The following is a 24,953-nucleotide window of genomic DNA, read 5'->3' on the forward strand; positions in this document are numbered from 1 at the left end:
GCGCGTAGCCAGCATGCTGCGCCGTTGGAGCAATGACCGTGCAGTGGGCTTGCACAGCCCCCGGGTCAACCCGCATTGCCTCGATGCGAGCGGGTTACCCGCCAACGGCCGGCTGCGGCTGCTCAGTTTCAATATCCAGGTCGGTATCAGCACCCAGCGCTATCGCCATTACCTGACCCGCAGCTGGCAGCACCTGCTGCCGCATCAGGGGCGTGCGCTGAACCTGCAACGGATCGGCGACCTGCTCGCCGATTTCGACTTGGTGGCTCTGCAGGAGGCCGACGGTGGCAGCCTGCGTTCGGGCTTCGTCAATCAGGTGGAACACCTCGCCCACCTGGGTGCTTTTCCCTACTGGTACCAACAGCTCAACCGCAACCTGGGGCGTTTTGCCCAGCATAGCAACGGCCTGCTCAGCCGCCTGCACCCCGGGCTGCTGGAAGACCATCCGTTACCGGGCCCGCCGGGACGTGGCGCCATCCTGTTGCGCTTCGGCGAGGGGCCGGACGCGCTGGTCGTGGTGATGATGCACCTGGCCCTCGGGCCGCGAACCCGTACCCGCCAGCTCGCCTACATCCGCGAACTGATCGGTGGCTACCGCCATCAGGTGCTGATGGGCGACATGAACACCCATGCCGTCGATCTGCTCGAACATTCCCCCCTGCGCGACCTGGGCCTGCTGGCGCCGCAGGTCGAGGCGACCTTCCCGAGCTGGCGGCCGCAGCGCTGCCTCGACCATATCCTCATCAGCCCGAGCCTGACGCTGGAGCGCGTACAGGTGCTGGCCCAGCCGATCTCCGATCATCTGCCGGTGGCTGTGGATATCCGTTTGCCCGAATCGGTCGGTAACGATGTATCGCCTGTCCCGGCGAAGCCTGCCGTCGAGCGAAACCATGAGTGACGACGGCCAGCGCTGGAAAGCCAAGTACCTGGAGAACCTGGAGCAACAGGAGAAGCTCGAGCGGCGCTGGGATGCCCGCCTCGACCTGCTGCGCCGTGGCCTGGTGCGCAGCAGCCTCGCCGCCGAGGGCGCGGACAAGGCGGTCGACCAGTGCATGCAGGAGATGCGCGAGATTCTCCGTCGCGATGAGATCGATGCCGGCCTCTCGGCGTTGATTCCCCGTCTGGAGAAGGCGGTGCTGGATTCCGAGCAGCGCCGTCAGGAGCGGGCGGCGCAGATCGTCTCGGCGCTGTCTTCCCTTGCCGGCCAGCTCCAGGCGTTGCCGTTGCCGCGCGAGGTGCGCAAGCCGCTGAAGGGTTTCACCAAGCGCCTCGAAAGCCGCGCCGGCCAAATTCGCGAGCTTCCCGCCCTGCTGGCCGAGCTGAGCCAATTGCAGCGCCAGGCCCTGGCCTTGCTGGAACGCGAGGAGGTCGAACGGCCCGGCCTGCTGCAACGGTTGTTCGGAGGACGCGAACGCACCTCCGACGAGTCGGACGAGGCATCTGCGATCACCCCGCCGACACCGGCTGCTCAGGTCGTGTCCACGCAGCCCGAGTCGCAGCCGGACGGCGCTGAAACACCGGCAGCCGTTGCGCCCGTCGAGGCACTCCGTCCGCCCCCGGCCGAGCCGGTCGAGACTTTACCGCCGCCGCGTACTCCGCTGCTCGACAGCCTGCCGTTGTCGGCGTCGTTGCTGACCGAGTCGACGTCCTCCGCTGCGGAAAGCCCCGCTCCGCTTCCCGAGCCGGCCGACGCCGAGTACGCCCTGCCACCCTCGCCCGAGCCGGGCTACAGCGCCATTGCCGAACACGTCGAGGCGACGCTGCTCGGCCTGCTCGACGAGCTGAGCCTGCCGGAGCGGCACCAGGCCCAGGCCGAGGGGCTGCGCGAACGCATCCGCCATGGCCTCAACTGGTACGAGCTGGTGCCGGTGCTGGACGACGTCTCGGTACTGATGCTGGCAGTGGCTGGCGGCAGCCAGCAGGAATTCGAGCGTTACCTGAAGCAGCTCAACGAACGGCTGTCGGCTTTCCAGGAGGGCTTGCAATTTGCCCGCGAGGGCTACAGCGACAGCCTGGAGGCCGCGCGCGAGCTGGACAGCGAGCTGCGCGAGCAGATGGACGACCTGCACAGCAGCGTGCGCGACGCGGTGGATCTGGAAAGCCTCAAGCGTGCCGTCGAGAGCCGACTGGATGGCCTGCTGGGCAGCATGGACCGCTACCAGCGGCTGCGCGACGAGCGCGAGCAGACGATCGCCGACCGCCTGCAACATCTGGTGGAACGCGTCGCGAGCATGGAGCAGGAGGCCAAGGGCTTCCGCGAGCACCTCGAGGAGCAGCGACAGAGGGCCCTGGTCGACCCGCTGACCGGCCTGCCGAATCGTGCCGCCCTGGATGAGCGCCTGGAGCTGGAGGTGGCGCGCTGGCAGCGCTACGGTGGAGACCTGCTGCTGGCGGTGCTGGACGTTGACCACTTCAAGCGGATCAACGACAACTACGGTCATCTCGCCGGCGACAAGGTGCTGAAGATCATTGCCGGAGAGTTGACCAAGCGTCTGCGCAAAACCGATTTCATCGCTCGTTTCGGCGGCGAGGAGTTCGTCCTGCTGGTGCCCTCGACGCCCCTGGAGGGGGGGCAGCAACTGCTGGAAACGCTGCGGGCCGCCATCGAGGCCTGCCCGTTCCACTTCCGTGGCGAGCGTCTGACCATCACCTTGTCCGCCGGGCTCGCCGCCTTTGCCGACGGCGAGCGAAGCGAACGGACCTTCGAGCGCGCCGACCAGGCGCTCTACCGGGCCAAGCGCGGCGGGCGCAACCGCATCGAAACCGCCTGATTAGGCAACGCTGGGCAGATACGGCCGCCAATCGCTGGGAATGCGTTCCAGACGGGGATACTGCAGGGTCTCGAGTTGCAGGCGCGGCAGCAGGAACGGCGTATGCCGCAAGGCTGGTGGGACGTGTTGCAGTTCGGGCAACCAGAGGCCGACGTAATCGCCCTCGGGGTCGAACCGCTGGGCCTGGCGCAGCACATTGAACGCGGCGCGGCGCTGCGGATCGCTGCCCGCGCCGGCGAGATAGGCCCAGTTGCCCCAGTTGCTCGCCGGGTCGTAGTCCAGCAGGTGCTCTTCGAACCAGGCCGCGCCGTGCCGCCAATCCTGCTCCAGGTCATGGATCAGGTAACTGGCGGCGATCTGCCGGCCGCGGTTGGCGAGGAAGCCGGTGGCGGCCAATTCGCGCATGCAGGCATCCACCAGGGGCACGCCGGTGCGGCCCTGGCACCATTGTTCAAAACGTTCGTCGAGGTTCTGCGGCGCGTGTGCCGTGGCTTTCAGGCCGCCGGCGCGGAACAGCGCGTCGCCGTGACGGACCAGCGTCCAGCGGAAGAACTCCCGCCACAGCACCTGTTGCCAGAGGCAGCGGGTGGAATCGTTCCGGCCGTATTGCGCCTCGTGGCGGCGCAGTTCGGCGGCGACGCGGCGAGACGACAGGCAGCCGGTGGAAAGCCAGGGCGAGAACTTCGACGAGTATTCAGTACCGGTCAGCCCGTTGCGGGTCTCTTCGTAGGTGCGCACGCCCAGGCTTTCCCACAGGTATTCGCGCACCCGCGCCTGGCCCGCGGCTTCGCCCCCGGCGAAGGGGAAGGCACTGCCGGGCACGGCCAGGGGCTCTCCGAGGCCGAGCTGCGACAGGCTGGGCAGCGGCTCCAGCAGGCTCTCCGCTCCGTTCGGCAAGGGGGGCAGGTCGTCCGGCGCCGGCTGCGGCTGGAACACCGTCTGGCGTTGATCCATTAGTTCGCGGAAGCGGCTGAACACCTTCGGCAAGGCCTCGGGCGGGCAGGGCAGCTCTTCGGTGCGGAACAGGCCGTTGCCGGGCTGCTCGCGCAGAGCCACCGGGCCGAGGGCCTGGCGCAGGCGAGCCATTTGCGCCCGCTCGTCCGGCGCGATCTCTTCGAGGGTCAACACCTCACGCAGATTGAACTGCTCGGCCAGCGCCGGGATGATCAGCTCCGGCGTACCGGAGCGAACCAGCAACCGCGAGCCACGCTGACGCAGGGCGCCGTCCAGGGCCGCCAGGCTTTCCAGCAGGAAGCGCGCACGGTGCACGCCCAGCCGGCGGCTGCCCAGCGGGCCGCTCTCCAGCAGCGAAGGGTCGAGTATGAACAGCGGCAGCAGGCAATCGGCATCCAGCGCAGCGCGCAGGGCGGAGTGATCGTCGAGACGCAAGTCCTGTTTGAACCAGAGCAATACGCGGCGCATGGTGGGTCCTCTGCATTCCGTTGGCCGGAGCCCGGCGGGATCGGCAAGCCTAGCTATAGAGCGGCCCGGCACGGCGGTCGTTCCCTTCTCCCGATCGGTAGCTGCGCACGCCCGCGGCGGTGGTGCCCGGCAGCGCGCTGCGTATAATCCGCCTCCCCTTTGAGCGTAGCGGCGTTGCCTTGGCTTCGCCCGCCGAAGCGCCATGCGGCAGGCTATGCTCGACGGAGGGTCAGAGCTGTTCTCGCCGGTTTCGGATTCCCTGGAGTCGTATCGATGGATATCTTCGGCATCGCCGTCCTGATCTTTCTAGTGACCGATCCTTTCGGCAACATCGCCATCTACCTGGCCGCCCTGAAGAACGTCGCCCCGGAGCGGAGGGTGCGCGTGGTGGCACGGGAGCTGCTGTTCGCCCTCGCCCTTTTGCTGCTGTTCCTCACCTTCGGCGCGAAGATCCTCAGCGGTCTCGGCCTGTCCCGAGAGGCGACGGCGATCGCCGGCGGCATCATCCTGTTCGTCATCGCCATGCGGTTGATCTTTCCCAGCCCGCAGGGCCTGCTCGGCGACCTGCCGGACGGCGAGCCCATGCTGGTGCCGCTGGCCACGCCGGCGGTGGCGGGTCCTTCCGCACTGACCGTGCTGATGACCCTGCGCAACACCCACGACGGGGCCCTGTGGGAGCTTTACCTGGCGGTGTTCCTGGCCTGGGCGGCGACGTCCCTGATTCTCCTCCAGGCGGCGTTCCTGCAACGCTTCCTCGGCCCGCGCGGTCTCACCGCCATAGAACGTCTCGCCGGCATGCTGCTGATCATGCTAAGCGTCGACATGCTGTTGGATAACCTGCAGAGCGTGCTACACATCGCCCCATGAGAGCCCTCCTCCTTGCCTCGATCCTCAGCGTGCTGGCCGGTTGCGGCGGGTTGCGCATCGACACTAGCCACACCTCCCAGGGCCAGGACAGCCGGGTGCAGTTCGTCATCCTGCACTACACCTCCAGCGACCTGCCGCGCTCCCTGGCGACCCTCACCCACGGCGAGGTGAGCAGCCATTACCTGATCGGCGCCAAGCCGCCGACCATCTACCGCCTGGTCGACGAGAACCGTCGCGCCTGGCATGCCGGCGAGAGCGAATGGCGCGGGCGGACCTGGTTGAACGCCAGCTCCATCGGCATCGAACTGGTCAACCCCGGCTACACCGAGACCGCCGATGGCCAGCGGCGGTGGTACCCCTATCCCGACGAGCAGATCGACGCCTTGATCCTGCTGCTCAAGGACATTATCCGCCGGCACGGTGTGCCGCCGGGCAACATCATCGGCCACAGCGACATCGCACCGCTGCGCAAGGTCGATCCGGGACCGCTGTTTCCCTGGAAGCGCTTGGCCGATGCCGGCCTCATCGTCTGGCCCGATGCCCGCGAAGTGATTCGCTGGCAGACGCATTTCGCCCGCGGCGGCCTGCCGGACGTGGCTTGGTTTCAGCAACAGCTGGAGCAACAGGGCTATCGGGTACCGCGGCACGGCGAGCTGGACGAGGCCACGCGCCGCGTCATCGCGGCGTTCCAGATGAAATACCGTCCGTCGCGTTTCGATGGCGAGCCGGATGCGGAAACCGCGGGCCTGCTCGCGGTACTGAACGGCGATGCACCGGCGGACGTGCCCCTGGCGGCGGACCCGGGACAGGGCCTCTCCATGTAGAACCCGCCCTGGCGTCGCGGGGAGATTTTTGGGCGTCGTTCCTGCGCGGCAGCCTGCCGCTCGGGCGGGTAGAACGGAACCCGACTATCGGTTTGTGACCGGCTGAACAGTCGTCGAGCGAACCGGGAAGTGTTTCAGGGGCCTAACAAGGTGCGCCTTGCGCTATACCTGAAAAAGGTCAACGACGTTGGGAAGCCGAGTATGTCGCACCCGATAGCGCGTTTGCGCCGAGCTTTCTATCATCCCTGGCCGATGGCCCTGCTGGCGGTCCTGTTGAGCGCCGCGGTGCTTCTGCTGGGGAGTCTCACACTCGCGGCGCAGCAGGCGAGGATGGTGGAGAGCGAGCAGATGAATGCCCGCGGCGAACGCTTCCTCCAGCGCCTGGAGCAGGTCTTCGGCCAGTTGCGCCAGGGGCTGGACCACTTGGAGGCGCAACCGTTGCGCGGCTGCGACATCGCCATGGTCGAAACCCTGCGGCAGGTCGCCTTCAAGCATCGCTTCATCTACGAGGCCGCCTTTGTCGGTGGCCGGCAGCGCTGTTCGTCCTGGCCACGGCAGAGTTCGCTGGGCGCCGAGCGGCCGGCGGATATCCAGGATGAGACCTACCGCTACTGGCTGAACACTGCCTCCCAGGTCAACGATGACCTGGCGGCCTTGGTGGTGGGGCGTGGCTACTTCCGCGTTTCCGTGGCGCGCGGGCATTTCGCCGACGTGGTCGACCTGCCCGAAGGCGGCAGCCTGCTGTTCGTGCCCAAGGCCGGCGGTGCACCGCTGCCGATCCTCGGCGCCGAACATTACTGGCCACCCGCCGAGGGCTGGCCGCCGAAGGATGACGACGCCCTGGTGCTCACCGAGGGGCAACTGATCTACCGCATGCCGAGCCGGATTCCCCAGTACGATCTGGTGCTGGCCGTTCCGCGCGACGATCTGATGCAGAAGGTGCGCGACGGCTGGCGCATGCTGGTGCCCGGCAGCCTGATCCTGGCGCTGCTGATTGGTGCGCTGGTGCTGCAACTGGTCCGTCACCGCCAGTCCCTCAGCGGCGAGCTGGAAGGAGCCTTGCACCGCCGCGAGCTGCGGGTGCGTTACCAGCCCATCTTCGATCTCGCCAGCCGCCGCTGCGTCGGCGCCGAGGCGCTGGTGCGCTGGATGCGCCCGGATGGCACGCTGGCTACGCCGGACCTGTTCGTGCCCCTGGCCGAGGCGACCGGGCAGATTCGCGACATCACCGACTACGTGCTGGAGCAGGTGCTGGAAGACCTCGGCGATCTGCTGCAACACAATCCGCACCTGTATATCTCGGTCAACCTGGCAGCCTGTGACGTCACCGAGCCGCGCATCGGCCAGGTCGCGGCGAGCCTGCTGGCGCAATACCGGGTGCCGGCCTCGCAGATCGCCTTCGAGATTTCCGAGCGAGGGCTTACCGACATCGAGGCGGCGCGCGGCCAATTGATGGCGCTACGGGCGAACGGCCACCGGGTGCTGATCGACGATTTCGGTACCGGCTACTGCAGCCTGGCGCACCTGCAGAACCTGCCGGTGGACTACCTGAAGATCGACAAATCCTTCGTCGATGCCCTTGGCCACGACGCCGCCAGCAGCGGTGTGGCACCGCATATCATCCGCATGGCTCATGCGCTCAAGTTGAAGGTGATTGCCGAAGGCATCGAGCAGGAGGCCCAGGCACGTCTGCTCGGCAGCGAAGGCGCTCACTATGGCCAGGGCTGGCTGTTCGCCCAGCCGTTGACGGCGGACAAACTGCGGACCCTGGTGGAGCAGGATATCCCGGTGATTCGCGCGGCTTAACCTTCGATGGTGCTGCCGATCAGGCGCGAGTTGGCCAGTGCGGTGAACGGTAACTCCACGATCGAGCCGGCAGGCTGCGCGGTGCCGCCGACGACGGTCATGCCGAGTCGATGCCGGTGATGACCGGGCCGCGCTTCGGCTTAGAGCCTGTTTTCAACGCAGTGGGGTCGACGCGCAGCAGTTCGTAAACAGGCTCTTAGACCGGCAGGGCGAGGTAGAAGATGGTGCCCTGGCCAAGGCGTGAGTGAACGCCGAGCCTTCCGCCATGCAGTTGCGCAATTTCCTTGCACAGTGCCAGCCCCAGTCCGGTGCCGCCTTTCTTGGTGCCGATCTGAACGAACGGCTCGAAGATGCGGGCCTGCTGGCTGTAGGGGATGCCTTCGCCGGTATCTTCGACGCTGATGATCAGTCGATCGCCATGGCGACGCGCCTGCAGGCAAATTCGCCCGCCGTTGGGCGTATGCCGTAGTGCGTTGCCGACCAGGTTGTCCAGCGCCCGCTCCAGTTGCAGGTGGTCGGCCAGCAGGCGCGGCAGCGGCGACTGCAGTTCCACCTGGAGGGTGATGTCGTGTTCGGTCGCCTGGGCGGCGAAGCGCAGGCGCGTGCGTTCGAGCAGTTCGCCGACGTCGCAGGGCGACAGCTCGAGTTTCTGCTGGCCACTTTGGTAGCGCGAGAAGTTCAACAGGTCGTTGATCAGCCGGACCAGCCGATGCATTTCCTCGTCCACGGTCCGCAGCAGTTCGCTTTCCCGCGCCTCCGGGGAGAAGCGCAGCCGTTCGCGGAGCAGGGCGAAGGCCATGTGCATGCCGGTGACCGGCGTGCGCAGCTCATGGGAGGCGCGTAGCACGAATTCGTTGCGTACCCGCTCGAAGGCACGCTGTTCGGTGACGTCGCGCAGCACCATCACCGCGCCCATCACACGACCGTCGTCGTGGCCGACGGTGCTGAGCCGCCAGTTCAGCAGGCGGGTGTCGCCGTCCACCTGGATTTCCAGGTCCTGCATCGGTTTTTCCAGCGGCTGGTTGTTCAGCACTTGCTGCACGGCTTCGTCCAGTTCGGCATGGTCCAGGGCCGCGCCGAGGGATTGGCCGATGTGTTCCGAGGTCCAGCCGAGCTGGCGCTGGGCCACCGGGTTGGCGTGCTCCAGGCGGCCCTGGCGGTCGATGATCAGCAGGCCGTCGTCGATGCTGTCGAGCACCGCTTGCAGGCGTCGTTGGCCACTGCTCAGGGCCTCGACGTTGGTCTGCTTGAACAGGCTCAGGGCCTCGGCCATCAGGCCGAAGCGACGGATGAACGACGACAGCTCGGCTTCGGGAGCGATCGGCAGGGTGATCTGAAAGTTACCCTGGCCGATCTCGTCCGCCGCATGAGCGAGCTGTTCGATGGGTGCGCTGAAGCGACGTGCGAAGCTGTGGGCGGTGACGAAGCCGATCAGCAGCACGGCGACCCCGACGATGCCGAGCAGACCCGCGACCAGCAAGGCGCGTTCCCGCGAATGGGCTTCCATGACCAGCACGTTGTCGATGCTCCGCTGCTGCACGTCGATCAGACTTTGTTGCAGCGAGCCGATCGCCTCGCTGAACGCGGCATCGTCGAGCATCTCCCGGCGCCGCTGGGGCGGCTGGTCGAGGACCTCCAGCAATTTCGCGTAGTTGGCCGCTACCGTCTGATAGTGGTCGTATCGGGAGTCATTGCGCGATTCCTCCAAGGCCACGTTCAGGTAGTCCTGGAATTCGCGCTGGGCCTCGTGCAACGCATTGAAGTCGGGGTGCTCGTTGAGCAGAATCACCAACTGGTCGGTGAAAGCCTGGCGCAACTGGATGCCATTCTTGATCGTCCCGTAGTTCTGGTTGATCAGCTCCTTCTGCGAGTTGGCCATCTGTACCACCCCGGTCAGGCCGAGGATGAGCCCCAGGAGGGCTACCGTCATCAGGGCCGAAATGCTGAGGAACAGTCGGGTACGCAGCTTGACCGGCAGGTGTCTGTTCATAGGCCGTACTGCTTGCGTTTGCGGTACAGCGTAGAGGCATCGATGCCGAGCACTTTCGCCGCTTGCTCGAGGGTTTCGCTAGTGGCGATGACCGCCGCGATATGGGCTTTCTCCAGTTCTTCCAGGCTCATGGATTCACCCACCCGTGGCGCATTGTTGCTGGGCTGCTCGGCGAGCCCGAGGTGGCCGACCTCCAGCCATTCCTTGGGACAGATGATGCAGGCACGCTCGATCACGTTGCGCAGTTCGCGCACGTTGCCCGGCCAACGGTAGCTGCCGAGCGCATCCAGCGCCTGCTCGCTGAATCCCCGTGCGGGCCTCGAGTAGGTTTTGACGAAGTAGGCGAGAAAGCGTTCGGCCAGGGCCACGATGTCTTCCGGTCGCTCACGCAGCGGCGGCAGGTTCAGCGTGATCACGTTGAGGCGGTAAAGCAGGTCCTCGCGGAAGCGTCCCTGGCTGACCATTTCTTCCAGGTTGCGGTTGGTCGCCGCAAGAATGCGCACGTCGGCGCGACGGGTGACCGGATCGCCGACCCGCTCGTATTCCTTGTCCTGGATGAAGCGCAGCAGCTTGGGTTGCAGCGTCAGCGGGAAGTCGCCGATCTCGTCGAGGAACAGGGTACCGCCGTCGGCCTGGTTGACCCGGCCCAGGGTGCTTTCGGTGGCGCCGGTGAAGGCGCCGCGGCTGTGGCCGAACAGTTCGCTTTCCATCAGCTCCGCCGACAGCGATGGGCAGTTAATGGTCATGAAGGCTTTCTTGGCGCGGCGGCTCCAGCCATGGATGGCGCGTGCCAGCTCGCCCTTGCCGGAGCCCGACTCGCCGAGGATGAGAATGTTGGCATCGGTGACCGCGACCTGGCGGGCGGTCTCCAGCACCGCCATCATGGCCGGACTGTTGGAGTTGAGGGTGTCGCTGGGGCGATGCAGCTCGCCCTCCAGGGCCTCCAGGCGAGCCGCCAACTGGCGCATCTCCAGTTGCTTGGCCGCCGCCAGGCGCAGTTGGTCCGGGCTGCACGGCTTGACCAGGTAATCCGCGGCGCCGGCCTGCATGGCGTCTACCGCAGTGTTCACCGCGGAATGGGCGGTGATGATGACCACCCGCATCCAGGGCGCCAGGTTACGCATCTGCTGCAACACGTCCAGGCCGTTGTCGGCCCCGAGGCGCAGATCGAGAAAACAGAGATCGAAGACCTGGCGCTGCAACAGCGCTTCGGCCTGTGCCGCACTGCTGGCGGTGGACACGCTGTAGCCCTGGTCTTCCAGGCAGTAGCGGAAGGTCCGAAGAATTGCCGCTTCATCGTCCACGAGCAGGATGCGCCCGCCGGTTTCCAACATCGACTCCATAAGACTTCTCCCTAAAACGGCATGTGTCAGCCCCGATGGCCTCCAGCGAGGCGGGGTCTTGTAGGACAGGATTATTAGTCAACGGGAAGTCCGTGCAAGTTGCACGACAGTTTCCGTTCAGTCCTGCATCGTGCATGGCCTCTGTGTCTGTCTAAAATCCTAAGTCATTGAAATTACGTGTTTTTGGAGCTGGCACAGGGCTTGCGAAGGAAGAGGCAGAAACCCAGATTGCAGACTGCTCGAAGGACCTTTTCATGGCAGACCCGCGCAAGCCCACCGATCGCACCGCCGCAGGAAATACGGCCGCCGGCTCGATGAACGACCGGGCCTGTGCATCTGCCAACCGGGAAGCCGACCTGTGCATCCGTTACCTGACGGCCTGCCGTGCGGGTTCGACCCGCACGCCATGGCGCAGCGTCCGCCGTCCGGTACAAGTGGCACGGCGAGCGGGATTCGACGTACCGAGGCTGTACCGGGACGCCCTGGCCGACAGTGCGATACGGGAGCCGCAAGGGAACGCCCGGAGCAAGACCCGCCGGTGCCGAGACCTTTGATAACCCTTCAGGAGAAACAGCCATGACCCGTACCACAGCGCAGTTGAACGAGCTGATCGAGATCACCCGTGATGGCGAGCGTTTCTACCAGCATGCCATCGAGGAAGTGAAGGACACCCGGCTGCAAAGCCTGTTCCGCGACATGGCTCAGGCGAAGACAGAGGTGATCCAGGCCTTGGCGGTGAAAGTCGCGGCGAACCATGAACAGCCGGCGCAAGGCGGTACCGCGCTGGGCAAGTTGCGAGAGGTCTACGCCGATACGCGTGCGACCCTGGCGAAAGACGAGAGCGGCGCCTACATCGCCCAGTTGGAAGCAGCGGAAGATCGCATCGTCCATGCCTTCGAAGACGCCCTCGAAAGCGCCGAGCCCGACGTGCGCGCACTGCTTTCCGTGGAAATGCCCAAGGTTCGCGCCTGCCATGACCGCATGCGCAGCCTGAAACAAAGCCTTGGATGAGCTTCCTGGAATAGGGATGTTCCAGGTTTTTATTCGTGCAATTTGCAAGATCGAAAAATATTCAATCGTGCAAATTGCCTGAGATTGACCCGATTAGCGATACATAAGTTATTGATCTTATTCCGGAAAAGCATGAGCCGCGATTGGCATAAGCAATGCAGCGATGACTGTCTGCCTTTTATGCGGCCTTGGCCGGAGTCCCATATGGCTGGGAGGAGATTTCAGGATGAAACAACGCCAATCCAATGAAGGTCTATTGCTCAAGAGCGTTATTGCTGGACTGGCAGTGCTGCTGATCCAGGGCAGTTTCGGGACGGTGACGGAACGTTTTCAGGAAAGCCGGAACCCGCAGCCCCTGCTTCAGCCGCAGATCCAGCAACAGGTGCAGATTCTGCAATCGCAACTGCGGTCGCAGACATCGGGTATCCAGCATGCGGTACCGGTTCTGGAACGCGAGCCCCAGACGCAAGCCTGGAGCGAGCTGCCCCGCCGACAGAGCTGGGTGTTCTGATGTCAGAGATGAGCGCCGTCCTTCCCAGGATCGGCACGCAAGGATGTTCTGAAAGGGTTCGTCCGCGAACCGCTTCGGAACAGGCCGGGCACCGGCACTCCGGTCCCGGTGGCCGTCGGCGGAGCTTCGGTTCCGCCTGACGGGGCGGGCACATTGGTGTGCCCGGGGAAACCGTACGGTTTCCTTCACCAACCCGAGAGGAGAATCACCATGTTGAGCTGGGCTATTACCTTTCTGATCATTGCCATCATCGCCGGGGTACTCGGCTTCGGTGGTATAGCAGGTACAGCCACCGGCATCGCGAAGATCCTGTTCGTGCTGTTCCTGGTGCTGTTCGTCGCGTCGTTCATCTTCGGCCGCATGAGGGGGCCACGTTGAGATCGAAACGGCCGCAAGCGCTGCTGGCTGCTCTATTGCTGAGCGCCAGCGCGGTTGCCCACGCTGCCGACACGGATGCCGAGTTCCGCCTCAACGAGGTGCTGACGGACCAGGAATACCGTGAGACTTGGCAGGAGCTGGTCGAGGACGAACTCCGGCTGCCGGAATGGGTCATGAACCTGACCGGCAAGGGAGCGCCGATGAAGGCAGTGGAAAGCAAGGACGGCAAGTACCTGGTTGGCCGGCTCTGCGATGAGCAGGATTGCTTCCATCAGCGGCTCTACGTCGCGTTCAGCTGGGACAAGGACAAGGTTTACGCGCTCTACGTCCAGGTGCCGCAGGGCATGCCCGCGGATAAGGCGCCCAGCCGGCATGCCAGCTTCCGCTGGCTGGGCGAGCCGGACGAAGAACAGAAAAGGCTTCTCGACGAGCAGTTGAGGGCCGATCCGGATTGGCATTGATATCCCCCGACAAGGGGTAGACCAAGGGGCCGGGTTGCTTTGAATGCGTCAGGTTCGAAGCGACCTAGGGGTACAGGGAGTACCTCCGTCCGACGGGCCGGGTCTGGCGAGCGCTGCTACCGGGGCCGCGACAGGTCTCGCGCCCCGGTGGGCAGTGCGTAGCAATCTGCTTTTCCCCCTCTGTTTGAACCCGCACGCGGGCACGGTGGGTGACCGCTGCGTCGCCGGGCCGCTATCATCCTCCGCACGGTTTTCGGGGGATCATCATGCTCAACGGCCTGTGGCTCGGCTTCTTCCTGGTGGCGGCGTTGGCCGCGCTGGTGCGTTGGATCGGTGGGGACCCCACGGTCTGGGCGGCATTGGTGGAAAGCCTATTCGCCATGGCCAAGGTTTCCGTCGAGCTGATGGTGGTGCTGTTCGGCACGCTTACCCTCTGGCTGGGATTCCTGCGCATCGCCGAAAAAGCCGGCCTCGTTGACCTGCTGGCGCGCCTGCTCGGCCCGCTGTTCGCCCGCCTGATGCCCGAGGTGCCGCGCGGACACCCGGCCCTGGGCCTGATCACCCTGAACTTCGCGGCCAACGGCCTGGGGCTGGACAACGCCGCCACACCGATCGGCCTCAAGGCGATGCGCGCCTTGCAGGACCTGAACCCGAGCCAGACGGTGGCGAGCAATGCGCAGATCCTGTTCCTCGTGCTCAATGCCTCTTCGCTGACATTGCTGCCGGTGTCGATCTTCATGTATCGCGTGCAGCAGGGCGCCGACGACCCCACCCTGGTCTTCCTGCCGATCCTGCTCGCTACCAGCGCTTCCACCCTGGCCGGTCTGGTCAGCGTGGCTATCGTCCAGCGGTTGCGGTTGTGGGACCCGGTGGTGCTGGGCTACCTGATTCCCGGAGCCCTGTTGCTCGGCGCCTTCATGGCCCTGCTCAGCACGCTGTCCGCCACGGCCCTGAAAGAGCTGTCCAGCCTGCTTGGCAACCTGACCCTGTTCGGCCTGATCCTGGCCTTCCTGCTGGTCGGCGCCCTGCGCAAGGTGCCGGTCTACGAGAGCTTCGTCGAAGGCGCCAAGGAAGGCTTCGATGTCGCCCGCAACCTGCTGCCCTATCTCGTCGCCATGCTCTGCGCGATTGGCGTGCTGCGGGCTTCCGGCGCCCTGGACTATGGCCTGGATGGCGTGCGAGCGCTGGTCGAGTGGTTCGGCTGGGACACCCGCTTCGTCGATGCGCTGCCGACCGCGCTGGTCAAGCCGTTCTCCGGCAGCGCGGCGCGCGCCATGCTAATAGAGACCATGCAGAGCCAGGGTGTGGACAGCTTTCCGGCGCTGGTGGCGGCGACCATCCAAGGCAGCACCGAAACCACCTTCTACGTCCTGGCCGTGTACTTCGGAGCGGTCGGCATCCAGCGCGCCCGTCATGCGGTGGGCTGCGCCTTGATCGCGGATGTCGCCGGGGTGCTGGCGGCGATCGCTATCTGCTACTGGTTCTTTGGCTGAAAGGCTACGGCATCAGACCATGCCGCTGGGCTCCGGCAGCAGGCACCAGTGCCCGTCGAAGCAATCCTCGCCGCTGAACAACCGCTGCAATTCCTGCGGCGGCTTCGGCCGGCCGAACCAGTAGCCCTGGGCATAACGGCAGCCTTCGGCGGCCAGGAACGCCAGGTGGGCGTCGGTTTCCACTCCTTCGGCCACCACCTCCAGACCCAGGCTGGCGCCGAGGCCGATGATGGCCCGGCTGATCGCGGTCATCTCCGGATCGTGCGGGGCGCCGCCGATGAAGCTCTTGTCCACTTTCAGGATGTGCAGCGGGAAGCGGGTCAGGTAGCCGAGGGAGCAGTAGCCGGTGCCGAAGTCGTCCAGGGCCAGGCGCACCCCCAGGCTGGCCAGCTCGCGCAGGCTGGAGAGGGTTTCCGCGCTGTCCTGCATCAGCAGGCTTTCGGTGATCTCCAACACCAGGCTGCCCGGGGCGAGGCCGCTGTCCAGCAGGATATCGGCGAGCCGTGCGGCGAAGTCGGGCTGCCGCAACTGGCGGCTGGACAGGTTCACCGAGCAGCGCAGCCGGTTCTGCCCGGCGAGCTGCCAGGCACGGGTCTGCCGGCAGGCCTGGCGCAGCACCCAGTCGCCGACGCGGACGATCTCGCCGGATTCCTCCAGCACCGGGATGAACTCCAGGGGCGAAACCAGACGCCCGTCCTGGCGCCAGCGCAACAGCGCTTCCACGGCCTGCAGGTAGGGCTGGCCCTGGTCCAGGCGGCAGATCGGCTGGTAGTGCAACTCGAACTCGCCCTTGTCCAGCGCTTGAGCCAGCGCGCTCTCCAGTTCCAGTTGGCGCTGCGCCATGCCCTGCAACTCGTCGCTGTAGCGGGCGAATTGCGCCTTGCCCGCCGCCTTTGCCCGGTACAGGGCGAGGTCGGCGGCCTGCAGGGCATCCAGCGCACCGTCCGTCTCGCGCAGCGGGGCGATGCCGATACTGGCGCTGACCACCAGCACTCGCTCGTCCAGATGCAGCGGCTGATGCAGGCTTTCCAGCATGCGTTGGGCGACGCGCTCGGCGTCGGTCTGGTGGGCCAGGTCGTCGAGCAGGGCGACGAACTCGTCGCCGCCGAAACGGACCAGATGATCGCCGGGGCGCAGACAGGCGCTCAGCCGTTTCGCCACTTCGATCAGGACCCGGTCGCCCGTGGCGTGCCCCAGGCTGTCGTTGATCAGCTTGAAGCGGTCGAGATCGACGAATAGCAGTGCCGCCTGGCGAGCGCCGGGCCGGTTCAGGCGATACAGGGCCTGCTGCAGCAGTTCGTCCAGGCGGGTGCGGTTGGCCAGGCCGGTGAGCGGATCGTGACGGGCGGCATGGCGCAGTTGCTCTTCGGCGGCTTTGCGCTGGCTGATGTCGGTCTGCGAGCCGGCCATCCGGCGGCCGGTTTCGGTGGAGCCGGGCACGCTCGCCTCGGCCACGCCGCGCACCAGCACCCAGGCATAGTCCCCGTCGTGCCGGCGGATGCGGTATTCGTGGTGCAGCGAAGCGGTTTCACCGCGCAGGTGGGCGGCGATGGCGTCGCGCAGTGCGGGCAGGTCCTCCGGGTGGACGCGCTCGAGCCAGGCGGCGCTGTCGGCGCTCAGGCTGTTCGCCGGCAGGCCGAGCATGCCGGTCCAGCGCTCCGAGAGGTAAAGGCGGCCGGTCTCGATGTCCCAATCCCCAAGGCCGTCGTTGGCGCCGCGCAGGGCACGGGCGAAGCGTGCTTCGCTGTCCTCCAGGGCTTGGCGCTGGGCGGCGATGTAAGTGTCGATGGCCAGGGTCATGTCGAAAAACACCGCCTTCAGCAGGCTGGCATAAGTGGCCGCTGCCGGATGACCGCCCAGCAGGCGGTCTAGCATGTTGTCCAGGTACAGGCGATATCCGCCGAGGTACCACTTGGGCTCGACGCCCACACGCTGGTGGATCAGCCCGATATTCAGGCGGTCGGCCACGTAGTCACGGTCGTAGGGGCCCTGCCACAGGCGCCGGTAATAGCCGAGCTGGCTGTGCTTGAGGCGCGTCACCACGTCCTGGCCGCCGAGGATCGCCACCGGCGCTTCGAAGCGGCTGAGCCGATCGTAAAGGCGGTCGACGAAGGCGGCATGGGCCGCTTCCATGTCTCCGGCTGCCCCGTTCAGGCGCGCCGCGTCGTCGGCCCGCCAATCCAGGAAGCGGCAGCGTTCGGCGACTTCCACACCGTCAAGTCCGATTCGTCTGAGCAACCCCCGAAGCCGATCTTCCATCCGTACAGGCTCTCCCCGAATTCCAGGCATGAAAAAAGCGCCGTGCGCGGCAGCCGTTCCGGCTGGGCGCAGGGCGCTCTGTCTTGCAGGCCCTTGTGTCCTGCCCGGCAAAGCCGGTTCCCGCTTGTGCGGAACCTTCGTTCAATCCCGTCCGGCCGACGCCTCCAGCAGCGCTTCCAGGCGTCGCCGCAGCTCGCCCAGTTCGCGCGACTTGAAGGCATGGCGGGTGCGTTCGAGCACACCGACGGCATCCATCAGCGCCGCCCTCAGGCGGGCCGGCTCGCCCGCTGGATCGGCCCGCAGCCAGCGGCACAGCGGTGCTTCGCGGCAGTCGGCGCTTTCTGCCAGGACGTCGCAGGACAGGTCCGCCGCGGCCAGGTGCTGGCGCAGCCGATTCGCGAGGTCCCGGTCGCCGCTGGCGATCAGCAGGCAGGGTGTGGCTGGAGGCATGGTCGGTCAGAGGGTGGCGGATGGCCATTGCACTTTAGTGGATAGCGTCATGCCGATATTGACGCCGGTCATGGCTGCGGCACGGTTTTTCCATTCGACTGGCGCACTTTGCGCCGCTCAGGGTGGACTAAGCTTTGAGCGGGACGCGGCCCGGCCGGGCTGCAATCGCGCGGGCGACCCGCTGGGATTGGAGGAGCGTGCCGTATTCGGCATGGGGCATGCGCGTTCGGCATACGCCCCGTTTCGGACAATCCGGTATAAAGTCGCCTCCTTCGGTTGCCCCCACCAGGGTCGGCTGAATCCAACAAACAGAAGAAGGAGCAAACCCATGAAAGGCAAATCCTTGGCATGGGCCCTGACGGCGGCCCTGGCGGGCACCACGCTGGGCGGCACGGTACAGGCACAGGACAAGTTCGTCACCATCGGCACCGGCGGCCAGACCGGCGTCTACTACGTCGCCGGACAGTCCATCTGCCGTTTCCTCAATCGCGGCTCCGCCGACCACGGCATCAAGTGCAACGCGCCGGCCAGCGGCGGCGGCGTGGCCAACGTCAACGGCATCCGTAACGGCGAATTCAACTTCGGCATCATGCAGTCCGACCACCAGTTCAAGGCCATGAAGGGCCTGGAACCGTTCAAGGCCGAAGGTCCGATGGAAGACATCCGCGCGGTGTTCTCCCTGCAGAGCGAAGTGTTCACCGTGCTGGCTCGTCGCGACGCCAACATCAAAGGGCTCGACGACCTCAAGGGCAAGCGCGTCAACGTCGGCAACCCCGGCTCCGGCCAGCGCGACACCCTCGAGGAAATCATGCGCGTGAAGGGCTGGGACAAGTCCGTCTTCGCTCTCGCCGCCGAGCTGAAGCCGGCCGAGCAGGCCAGCGCGCTGGGCGACAATAACATCGACGCCATGACCTACTTCGTCGGCCACCCGAACGGCGCCATCCAGGAAGCCACCACCACCGTCGACGCCGTGCTGGTGCCGATCACCGGGCCGGAAATCGACAAGCTGCTGGCCGAGAAGTCCTACTACACCAAGGCCGAGATCCCCGGCGGCGTGTACAAGGGCAACGATCAGCCGACTCCGTCCATCGGCGGCAAGGCGGTGCTCTCCACCTCCGCCAAGACCGATCCGGAAGTGGTCTACCAACTGGTCAAGTCGGTATTCGACAACCTCGAGCGCTTCCAGCGCCTGCACCCGGCATTCAAGGACCTGAAGGCCGAAGACATGATCAAGGTCGGCCTGTCCGCCCCGCTGCATGAAGGCGCGCAGCGCTACTACAAGGAAAAGGGCTGGCTGTAAGCCCTGGCGCCCTGCCCGGCTTGCCGTGGCGGGGCGGCATTTCGTATTCGCCCTCCGGCAGAACCCGCGTGTCGCGAGACCGCGGGTTCTGCCGTGTTCCGATCAGCCGAAAATGCAGGTCCCTTTTCCATGCATGACAAGCAACTGTCCACCGAAGAACTGATCGCCCAGGACGTCGGCGCGCGCCTTCCGGGAGCTCCGATGGCGCAGATCATCGCCGGCCTGGCGCTGCTCTGGTCGCTGTTCCAGTTGTGGATCGCCTCGCCGCTGCCGTTCGTGTTCGGCTTCGGCGTGTTCAATGACACCGAAACCCGTGCCATCCACCTGGCGTTCGCCTTGCTGCTGGCGTTTCTCGTCTACCCGGCCTTCAAACGTTCGCCGCGCAATTACGTGCCGCTGCTGGACATCGCCCTCGGCCTGGTGGCCTGCGCCGCGGCGGCCTACCTGTTCCTGGCCTACGAGCAACTGGCGCAGCGGCCCGGCAACCTGACCACCCTTGACCTGATCACCGCCTGTGTCGGCATTCCGCTGCTGCTGGAAGCCACCCGCCGCGCCCTCGGCCCGGCCTTGGCGGTCATCGCCCTGGTCTTCCTCGTCTACAGCGTCGCCGGCCCGTACATGCCGGGATTGCTGGCCCACCGCGGCGTGAGCTTCACCGCACTGGCCAACCACCAGTGGATCACCACCGAAGGCGTGTTCGGCATCGCCCTCGGCGTTTCCACCAGCTTCGTGTTCCTCTTCGTGCTGTTCGGCGCCCTGCTCGAACGGGCTGGCGCCGGCCATTACTTCATCCAGCTCGCCTTCAGCCTGCTCGGCCACCTGCGCGGCGGCCCTGCCAAGGCGGCGGTGCTGTCCTCCGGCCTGACCGGGATGATCTCCGGCTCGTCGATCGCCAACGTGGTCACCACCGGCACCTTCACCATCCCGATGATGAAACGCACCGGCTTTTCCTCGGAGAAGGCCGGCGCGGTGGAAGTGGCCTCCTCGGTGAACGGCCAGATCATGCCGCCGGTGATGGGCGCCGCGGCGTTCCTGATGGTCGAGTACATCGGCATGCCCTATGTGGAGATCATCAAGCACGCCTTTCTGCCGGCGGCCATCTCCTACATCGCGCTGCTCTACATTGTCCACCTGGAATCGCTCAAGCTCGGCCTGCAGCCCATCGGCAACCAGCAGCCGAAGACCTGGCTGCGCCGCCTGACCGGCTTCGCTTTCGGCGCGGCGCTGATTTCCGGCTTGTCGCTGGCGGTCTACTACGGCCTCGGCTGGCTCAAGCCGGCCCTCGGTCAGTACGCCCTGGAAGGCATCGGCGTGCTGCTGGCGCTGGTCTACCTGGGTCTGCTGAAAATCGCCGCCAGCGTGCCAGTGCTGCCGCCGGAAGACCCGAACGCCCCCCTCGATGCCCTGCCCGAAACCCGCGCGGTGCTGCTCTCGGGCCTGCACTTCCTGCTGCCGGTGGTGGTACTGGTCTGGTGCCTGATGGTGGAGCGCCTGTCCCCCGGCCTGTCGGCGTTCTGGGGCTCGGTGATGCTGGTGATCATCCTGCTTACCCAGCGTCCGCTGCTCAGTTGGATGCGCCATGACGACAGCCACGACCACGGCACGTTCATGGACGGCGTGATCGACCTGCGCGAAGGCATGATCGCCGGCGCGCGCAACATGATCGGTATCGGCATCGCCACCGCCGCGGCCGGCATCATCGTCGGCGCGGTGTCGCAGACCGGCGTCGGCCTGGTCCTGGCCGATCTGGTCGAACTGCTGTCGATGGGCAACCTGCTGCTGATGCTGCTGCTCACCGCCGTGTTCAGCCTGATCCTCGGCATGGGCCTGCCGACCACCGCCAACTACATCGTGGTGTCCAGCCTGCTGGCGCCGGTGGTAGTGACCCTGGGCCAGCAGAACGGTCTGATCGTGCCGCTGATCGCGGTGCACCTGTTCGTCTTCTACTTCGGCATCATGGCCGACGTGACGCCGCCGGTGGGCCTCGCCTCGTTCGCCGCCGCCGCCGTGTCCAAGGGCGACCCGATCAAGACCGGCATCACCGCCTTCTACTACAGCCTGCGTACTGCGGCGCTGCCGTTCCTGTTCATCTTCAACACCGACCTGCTGTTGATCGACGTGGACTTCTGGCACGGCGTGCTGATCTTCGCCGTGGCGACCGTCGCCATGCTGATCTTCGCCGCCGGCACCCAGGGCTTCTTCCTGGTGAAGAGTCGCTGGTACGAGAACGTGCTGTTGCTGCTGGTGGCGTTCACCCTGTTCCGCCCGGGCTTCTGGATGGACATCGTGCACGACCCCTACCGCGACATCGCGCCCGCCGAACTGGCCCAGGCCCTCGACGACGTGGCGCCGGACAGCCAGCTTCGCCTGCAGGTACGCGGCGAAGACGCGGTGGGCGACCAGCGCACCTTCTCGCTGCTGCTGGCGATCCCCGACGGCGCCAACGGCCAGGAGCGCCTGGACAAGCTCGGCCTCGCCCTCTACGAGCAGGACGGCAAAACCCTGGTGGACACGGTTGCCTTCGGCAGCCCGGCCGCCGAGGCCGGCCTCGAGTTCGACCAGGAAATCCTCAGCGTGCGGGCGCCCACTCAAAGCTGGCCGAAGGAGCTGATGTGGATTCCCGGCTTCATGCTGTTCGGCCTGGTGGTCTGGCTACAGCGTCGTCGCCGGCAAGGCTGATCGCCGCCTCGGCGGGATCGTTATCCTCACCGGCGTGCAACGCGCCGGTCTCCCCTGCCTCCAGCACCGCATAGGCGCTGGAGCAGAACAGCGAATTCAAGCGTTTCATATCGGCGATCAGCTCCAGATGCAGGGAGCTGGTCTCGATGCTCTGCACCACCTGCCGGTGCAGGCGATGCACATGGGCGTGGGCCAGGCGCCGTTCGCGGGCGCGGAAGCTGCGTTTCTCCCGCAGCAGGCGGCGGGCGCTCTCGCGATCCCCGGAAAGGAACACCGACAGCCCCAGGCGCAGATTGCTCATCAACTGGGCGTGCAGGCTGGACAGCTCCTCCAGGCCGCTGTCGGAGAACGAATGGCGCTGGGCCGTCTTCTGGTTCTGCAACTTGCCCAGCATCCGCTCGATGATGTCCCCGGCCTGCTCCAGGTTCACCGCCAGCTCGATGATCTCCGCCCAGCGCCGGCTGTCATGATCGCCCAACGCGTCTCGCGGGACCTGCGCCAGGTACAGCTTCACCGCGCTGTAGAGCGCATCCACGTCATCGTCCAGGCGGCGGATTTCCTTGCCCGGCGCCGTCTCGCCGTGGCGTAGCACTTCCAGCAGATGGGTCAGCATCTGTTCCACCAGATCACCGATGCGCAGGGTCTCGCGCACCGCGTTGGCCAGCGCCAGGCTCGGCGTGCCCAGGGCGCTACGGTCCAGGTGCCGCGGCCGGGCGATGCCGTTGTCCACCTGCCGCTCCGGCAACAGCCAGGTACACAGCCGCGCCATCGGCCCCACGGTGGGTAGCAGCAACGTGCAGCGCAGCCCGTTGTAGACGAGGTGGAAACCGATCACCAGCCCCTGCGGGCTCAGTGCCAGCCCGTCCATCCAGTCCACCATCGGCCTGAGCAGCGGCATTACCAGCAACAGGCCGAGCAGCTTGTACAGCAGGCTGCCGAGCGCCACTCGCCGGCCCGCGGCGTTCTGCATGCTGGCGTTGAGGAAGGCGAGGATGCCGCTGCCGATGTTGGCGCCGATCACCAGGCCGATGGCCACCGGCAGGCTGATCAGCCCGGCGCCTGCCAACGTCGCGGTCAGCAGCACGGCGGCGAGACTCGAATAAGTGATGAGGGCGAACAGCGCGCCGACCAGCGCATCCAGCAGCAGATCGCCGGTGAGCGACGCGAACAGCACCTTGATGCCGCGCGACTCGGTGATCGGCGTGGCGGAGCTGACGATCAGCTCCAGCGCCAGGATGATCAGCCCGAGCCCGATGGCCACCCGGCCGAGCTGGCCGGCACGAGTCTGCTTGCGCGAGAGAAAGAAGATCACCCCGAGGAAGATCAGCAGCGGCGACAGCCACGACAGGTCCAGCGTCAGCACCCGCGCCATCAGCGCCGTCCCGACGTCGGCACCGAGCATGATCGCCAGGGCCGGCGCCAGCGCCATCAGGCCCTGGGCGACGAAGGAAGTGGTCAGCAGGGCCGTGGCATTGCTGCTCTGCACCAGCGCGGTGACGCCGATTCCCGAGGAGAACGCCAGCAAACGGTTATCCAGGCTGTGGCTGAGCATGCGCCGCAACTGCGAGCCATAGACCCGCAGGATGCCGGTGCGGACGATATGGGTTCCCCATACCAGCAAGGCGATGGATGACAGCAGGTTGAGCAGGGTGAGCATAGTGCGGCCTCCCTGGCAGCCTTTGTTATCGAGCAAAAAACGACGGTCGCTCGTTTTCACGAACGTTGCGCGGCGCTGGGTTCTTTCTAAAGAGACTCGTTGCGCCACGCTCGCGTTCGATTTTTCTGCGGCTCTGTATTGAGCTTTAGTTGGGTGCGGAGAGGATTGCCAGTGGCAGAACGCCTTTATTTCGCGGGTTCGGGGGCGAGGTGCCCCCGAGGTACGGCGTGGCGGTCAACGGCGCTGTCGGAAGGCGGCTTCGAATAGACCCGCCGCATCGTCGAGCAACAGATGGAAGGCGGAGAACACGCCGCCGTTTTCCGCTGGCTCATCGCTGCACAGCAAGGCCAGCGCCAAGTGCCGTGCCGCATCCAGGCGTTCCTGCCCAGCGTCGAACAAGGCTTGCGCACCCAGGCTAGTGTCGACGAACAACGCGGGCCGGTTGAAAGGCGCCAGGGAGGGTACGGGGCGGTAATCAGGCATGACACACCTCCGAACGGAGGCAGGAGATCGGCCAGAAGCCGGCAAGGGATAAACGGGAGTAGCGCATACGAGGTGCTCCTTCGTGGATTGAGGAGCCGCCATCCGACCGTTGCTACGCGGTAATGGAGGCGGACCGTACGGGGGTAGCAAACCGGCCCACGAAGACGCCGGCCAGGCCGAAGCCTGCCCCGCACGGCCCGCCATAGAAATGCGGCAGCCAGACGCAAACGCGCTGGCCGCTCAGCTATGGCGCTACCGCGCCTTCGTGGAATCGAGTTGCTACACCCGGCCATGGACTGACCATGACGGGCGGGACTCTAGCGGGTCGGCGAGGTCAGGGCAAGCCAGCCGTCACACAGGCGTCACGGCCATCGGCATTTCCCCGCCAAAACGTGCCCTGCTTCGCCAGTAGGAGCCGCCGCCGCCCGCAAAAGGGAAAAATCGCGTCCAAGAAGCCGGTCCGTCCCACTAGAGCTTGGGTAGCATCCGCCCGCCAAGTCTTCAGGGAGGACGCATCCAATGGCGGACGCCAACCAGCCCCACATCCAGTTGCACATCCAGGGCATCCATACAGACCTGCAAGTGCTCGCCTTCACCGGCGAAGAAGCCATCAGCCAGCCCTATGCCTTCCAGATCGAGTGTGTGAGCGAGCGCCCCGACCTGGATTTGCAGACCTTCCTCAACCAGCCGGCCTTCCTGCGTTTCGGGCACAACGGCGAGGGCGTGCATGGGCTGATCCACCAGATCGCCCAGGGCGAGTCCGGCAAGCGCCTGACGCGCTACCACCTCACCTTGGTCCCTCAATTCTCGAATTTGGCCTACCGGGTCAACCACCGGATATTCCAGAACCTGTCGATTCCTCAGATCGTTTCCACGATTCTGAAGGAGCACGGCATCCTCGCCGACGCGCACCGCTTCCAGCTCGGCCCCACCGTCTACCCCGCGCGCGATTACTGCGTGCAATACGGCGAGACCGATCTCGCCTTCATCGCCCGGATTTGCTCCGAAATTGGCCTGCACTATCACTTCCGCCATAGCGAGAGCGGCCACGAACTGGTGTTCGGCGACGACCAGACCGGCTTCCCCAAGCTCGCCCCGGTGGCCTACCAGCAGGACACCGGCCTGGTGGCCGACGAGCCGGTGATCAAACGCTTCGGCCTGCGCCTGGCTACCCGTACCAACCACATCGCCCAGCGCGACTACAACTTCGAAAAGCCGCACGTGCAGATGGCGGCCAGCTACGTCAGC

General features: G+C 65.8%; 21 protein-coding genes. 14 read left to right on the forward strand and 7 right to left on the reverse strand.

Going from position 1 to position 24,953, the window contains the following annotated elements:
* Positions 1-13: 13 nt before the first annotated feature.
* Together BZL41_RS08410 and BZL41_RS08415 are read left to right on the forward strand one after the other, a co-directional pair.
* Entirely contained in the window at positions 14-898 is an 885-nt protein-coding gene (locus BZL41_RS08410) for an endonuclease/exonuclease/phosphatase family protein (protein ID WP_168190967.1), read from the forward strand.
* Positions 891-2,771: a diguanylate cyclase gene (locus BZL41_RS08415; RefSeq protein WP_095598873.1), complete on the forward strand. Its 1,881-nt coding sequence runs from the start codon at positions 891-893 to the stop codon at positions 2,769-2,771. The genes BZL41_RS08410 and BZL41_RS08415 overlap by 8 nt, the downstream gene beginning before the upstream one ends.
* Here the strand turns inward: BZL41_RS08415 and BZL41_RS08420 are convergent, their stop codons facing one another.
* Complete coding sequence (locus BZL41_RS08420) at positions 2,772-4,193, reverse strand: DASH family cryptochrome (protein WP_095598874.1); 1,422 nt, start codon at positions 4,191-4,193, stop codon at positions 2,772-2,774.
* Between the two features lie 273 nt (positions 4,194-4,466).
* Here BZL41_RS08420 and BZL41_RS08425 point away from each other — a divergent pair, with 273 nt between their 5' ends.
* From BZL41_RS08425 to BZL41_RS08435, 3 genes are all read left to right on the forward strand, one after another.
* Positions 4,467-5,060: a MarC family protein gene (locus tag BZL41_RS08425; RefSeq protein WP_095598875.1), complete on the forward strand. Its 594-nt coding sequence runs from the start codon at positions 4,467-4,469 to the stop codon at positions 5,058-5,060.
* Complete coding sequence (locus BZL41_RS08430; protein ID WP_095598876.1) at positions 5,057-5,884, forward strand: N-acetylmuramoyl-L-alanine amidase; 828 nt, start codon at positions 5,057-5,059, stop codon at positions 5,882-5,884. Before BZL41_RS08425 ends, BZL41_RS08430 begins: the two co-directional genes overlap by 4 nt.
* Before the next feature lie 201 nt (positions 5,885-6,085).
* Complete coding sequence (locus BZL41_RS08435; RefSeq protein WP_095598877.1) at positions 6,086-7,690, forward strand: EAL domain-containing protein; 1,605 nt, start codon at positions 6,086-6,088, stop codon at positions 7,688-7,690.
* A 196-nt stretch (positions 7,691-7,886) separates the two neighbouring features.
* Here the strand turns inward: BZL41_RS08435 and BZL41_RS08440 are convergent, their stop codons facing one another.
* Together BZL41_RS08440 and algB are read right to left on the reverse strand one after the other, a co-directional pair.
* Positions 7,887-9,680 carry an ATP-binding protein gene (locus BZL41_RS08440; protein ID WP_095598878.1) on the reverse strand — a complete coding sequence of 598 codons (1,794 nt, stop codon included), beginning with the start codon at positions 9,678-9,680 and terminating at the stop codon, positions 7,887-7,889.
* Positions 9,677-11,023: a sigma-54-dependent response regulator transcription factor AlgB gene (gene algB / locus BZL41_RS08445; protein WP_095598879.1), complete on the reverse strand. Its 1,347-nt coding sequence runs from the start codon at positions 11,021-11,023 to the stop codon at positions 9,677-9,679. The genes BZL41_RS08440 and algB overlap by 4 nt, the downstream gene beginning before the upstream one ends.
* Positions 11,024-11,277: 254 nt before the next feature.
* Between algB and BZL41_RS27895 the strand changes: the two genes are divergently transcribed.
* From BZL41_RS27895 to BZL41_RS08470, 6 genes are all read left to right on the forward strand, one after another.
* On the forward strand, positions 11,278-11,577 hold the full coding sequence (locus tag BZL41_RS27895; protein WP_143518047.1) for a hypothetical protein: 300 nt from the start codon (positions 11,278-11,280) through the stop codon (positions 11,575-11,577).
* Between the two features lie 22 nt (positions 11,578-11,599).
* Positions 11,600-12,034: a PA2169 family four-helix-bundle protein gene (locus tag BZL41_RS08450; protein ID WP_095598880.1), complete on the forward strand. Its 435-nt coding sequence runs from the start codon at positions 11,600-11,602 to the stop codon at positions 12,032-12,034.
* A 226-nt stretch (positions 12,035-12,260) separates the two neighbouring features.
* Entirely contained in the window at positions 12,261-12,545 is a 285-nt protein-coding gene (locus BZL41_RS08455) for a hypothetical protein (protein WP_095598881.1), read from the forward strand.
* A 210-nt stretch (positions 12,546-12,755) separates the two neighbouring features.
* Positions 12,756-12,923 carry a DUF1328 domain-containing protein gene (locus BZL41_RS08460; protein WP_084338589.1) on the forward strand — a complete coding sequence of 56 codons (168 nt, stop codon included), beginning with the start codon at positions 12,756-12,758 and terminating at the stop codon, positions 12,921-12,923.
* Positions 12,920-13,384, forward strand: coding sequence for an inhibitor of vertebrate lysozyme family protein (locus BZL41_RS08465; protein WP_095598882.1), 465 nt, complete (start codon positions 12,920-12,922; stop codon positions 13,382-13,384). The genes BZL41_RS08460 and BZL41_RS08465 overlap by 4 nt, the downstream gene beginning before the upstream one ends.
* Before the next feature lie 266 nt (positions 13,385-13,650).
* Positions 13,651-14,877, forward strand: coding sequence for a nucleoside recognition domain-containing protein (locus BZL41_RS08470; RefSeq protein WP_095598883.1), 1,227 nt, complete (start codon positions 13,651-13,653; stop codon positions 14,875-14,877).
* Between the two features lie 12 nt (positions 14,878-14,889).
* Here BZL41_RS08470 and BZL41_RS08475 read toward each other — a convergent pair whose 3' ends face one another.
* On the reverse strand, positions 14,890-17,136 hold the full coding sequence (locus tag BZL41_RS08475) for a bifunctional diguanylate cyclase/phosphodiesterase (RefSeq protein WP_095598884.1): 2,247 nt from the start codon (positions 17,134-17,136) through the stop codon (positions 14,890-14,892).
* Between the two features lie 141 nt (positions 17,137-17,277).
* The gene (locus BZL41_RS08480; protein WP_095598885.1) at positions 17,278-17,586 is read right to left on the reverse strand and encodes a hypothetical protein; all 309 of its coding nucleotides are present in this window, start codon (positions 17,584-17,586) and stop codon (positions 17,278-17,280) included.
* Positions 17,587-17,914: 328 nt separating this feature from the next.
* On the opposite strand from BZL41_RS08480, the gene BZL41_RS08485 reads away from it, so the two are divergent.
* Both BZL41_RS08485 and BZL41_RS08490 read left to right on the forward strand, forming a co-directional pair.
* Positions 17,915-18,886 carry a TAXI family TRAP transporter solute-binding subunit gene (locus BZL41_RS08485; protein ID WP_095598886.1) on the forward strand — a complete coding sequence of 324 codons (972 nt, stop codon included), beginning with the start codon at positions 17,915-17,917 and terminating at the stop codon, positions 18,884-18,886.
* Between the two features lie 129 nt (positions 18,887-19,015).
* A complete protein-coding gene (locus BZL41_RS08490; RefSeq protein ID WP_095598887.1) occupies positions 19,016-21,565 on the forward strand; it encodes a TRAP transporter permease in 2,550 nt (849 codons plus the stop codon).
* Here the strand turns inward: BZL41_RS08490 and BZL41_RS08495 are convergent.
* Positions 21,513-23,222, reverse strand: a complete 1,710-nt coding sequence (locus BZL41_RS08495; protein ID WP_095598888.1) for a Na/Pi cotransporter family protein — start codon at positions 23,220-23,222, stop codon at positions 21,513-21,515. The genes BZL41_RS08490 and BZL41_RS08495 overlap by 53 nt on opposite strands.
* A gap of 234 nt (positions 23,223-23,456) precedes the next feature.
* Positions 23,457-23,705, reverse strand: coding sequence for a hypothetical protein (locus tag BZL41_RS08500; protein ID WP_095598889.1), 249 nt, complete (start codon positions 23,703-23,705; stop codon positions 23,457-23,459).
* 519 nt (positions 23,706-24,224) lie between these two features.
* Between BZL41_RS08500 and tssI the strand changes: the two genes are divergently transcribed.
* The coding region (gene tssI / locus BZL41_RS08505) for a type VI secretion system tip protein TssI/VgrG (RefSeq protein WP_143518048.1) at positions 24,225-24,953 on the forward strand (729 nt) is incomplete at its 3' end.

This window comes from Pseudomonas sp. PIC25 (assembly GCF_002286785.1).
Classification (GTDB): domain Bacteria; phylum Pseudomonadota; class Gammaproteobacteria; order Pseudomonadales; family Pseudomonadaceae; genus Pseudomonas_M.

Bases quoted from the DNA above. Each gene is read 5' to 3' on its own strand.
- algB (WP_095598879.1), bottom strand. From the start codon at position 11,023: ATGGAGTCGATGTTGGAAACCGGCGGGCGCATCCTGCTCGTGGACGAT.
- BZL41_RS08500 (WP_095598889.1), bottom strand. From the start codon at position 23,705: ATGCCTGATTACCGCCCCGTACCCTCCCTGGCGCCTTTCAACCGGCCC.
- BZL41_RS08425 (WP_095598875.1), top strand. From the start codon at position 4,467: ATGGATATCTTCGGCATCGCCGTCCTGATCTTTCTAGTGACCGATCCT.
- BZL41_RS08430 (WP_095598876.1), top strand. From the start codon at position 5,057: ATGAGAGCCCTCCTCCTTGCCTCGATCCTCAGCGTGCTGGCCGGTTGC.
- BZL41_RS08410 (WP_168190967.1), top strand. From the start codon at position 14: ATGCTGCGCCGTTGGAGCAATGACCGTGCAGTGGGCTTGCACAGCCCC.
- BZL41_RS08440 (WP_095598878.1), bottom strand. From the start codon at position 9,680: ATGAACAGACACCTGCCGGTCAAGCTGCGTACCCGACTGTTCCTCAGC.
- BZL41_RS08485 (WP_095598886.1), top strand. From the start codon at position 17,915: ATGAAAGGCAAATCCTTGGCATGGGCCCTGACGGCGGCCCTGGCGGGC.
- BZL41_RS08420 (WP_095598874.1), bottom strand. From the start codon at position 4,193: ATGCGCCGCGTATTGCTCTGGTTCAAACAGGACTTGCGTCTCGACGAT.
- BZL41_RS08450 (WP_095598880.1), top strand. From the start codon at position 11,600: ATGACCCGTACCACAGCGCAGTTGAACGAGCTGATCGAGATCACCCGT.
- BZL41_RS08455 (WP_095598881.1), top strand. From the start codon at position 12,261: ATGAAACAACGCCAATCCAATGAAGGTCTATTGCTCAAGAGCGTTATT.
- BZL41_RS08435 (WP_095598877.1), top strand. From the start codon at position 6,086: ATGTCGCACCCGATAGCGCGTTTGCGCCGAGCTTTCTATCATCCCTGG.
- BZL41_RS08495 (WP_095598888.1), bottom strand. From the start codon at position 23,222: ATGCTCACCCTGCTCAACCTGCTGTCATCCATCGCCTTGCTGGTATGG.
- BZL41_RS08490 (WP_095598887.1), top strand. From the start codon at position 19,016: ATGCATGACAAGCAACTGTCCACCGAAGAACTGATCGCCCAGGACGTC.
- BZL41_RS08475 (WP_095598884.1), bottom strand. From the start codon at position 17,136: ATGGAAGATCGGCTTCGGGGGTTGCTCAGACGAATCGGACTTGACGGT.
- BZL41_RS08460 (WP_084338589.1), top strand. From the start codon at position 12,756: ATGTTGAGCTGGGCTATTACCTTTCTGATCATTGCCATCATCGCCGGG.
- BZL41_RS08470 (WP_095598883.1), top strand. From the start codon at position 13,651: ATGCTCAACGGCCTGTGGCTCGGCTTCTTCCTGGTGGCGGCGTTGGCC.
- BZL41_RS27895 (WP_143518047.1), top strand. From the start codon at position 11,278: ATGGCAGACCCGCGCAAGCCCACCGATCGCACCGCCGCAGGAAATACG.
- BZL41_RS08415 (WP_095598873.1), top strand. From the start codon at position 891: ATGAGTGACGACGGCCAGCGCTGGAAAGCCAAGTACCTGGAGAACCTG.
- BZL41_RS08480 (WP_095598885.1), bottom strand. From the start codon at position 17,586: ATGCCTCCAGCCACACCCTGCCTGCTGATCGCCAGCGGCGACCGGGAC.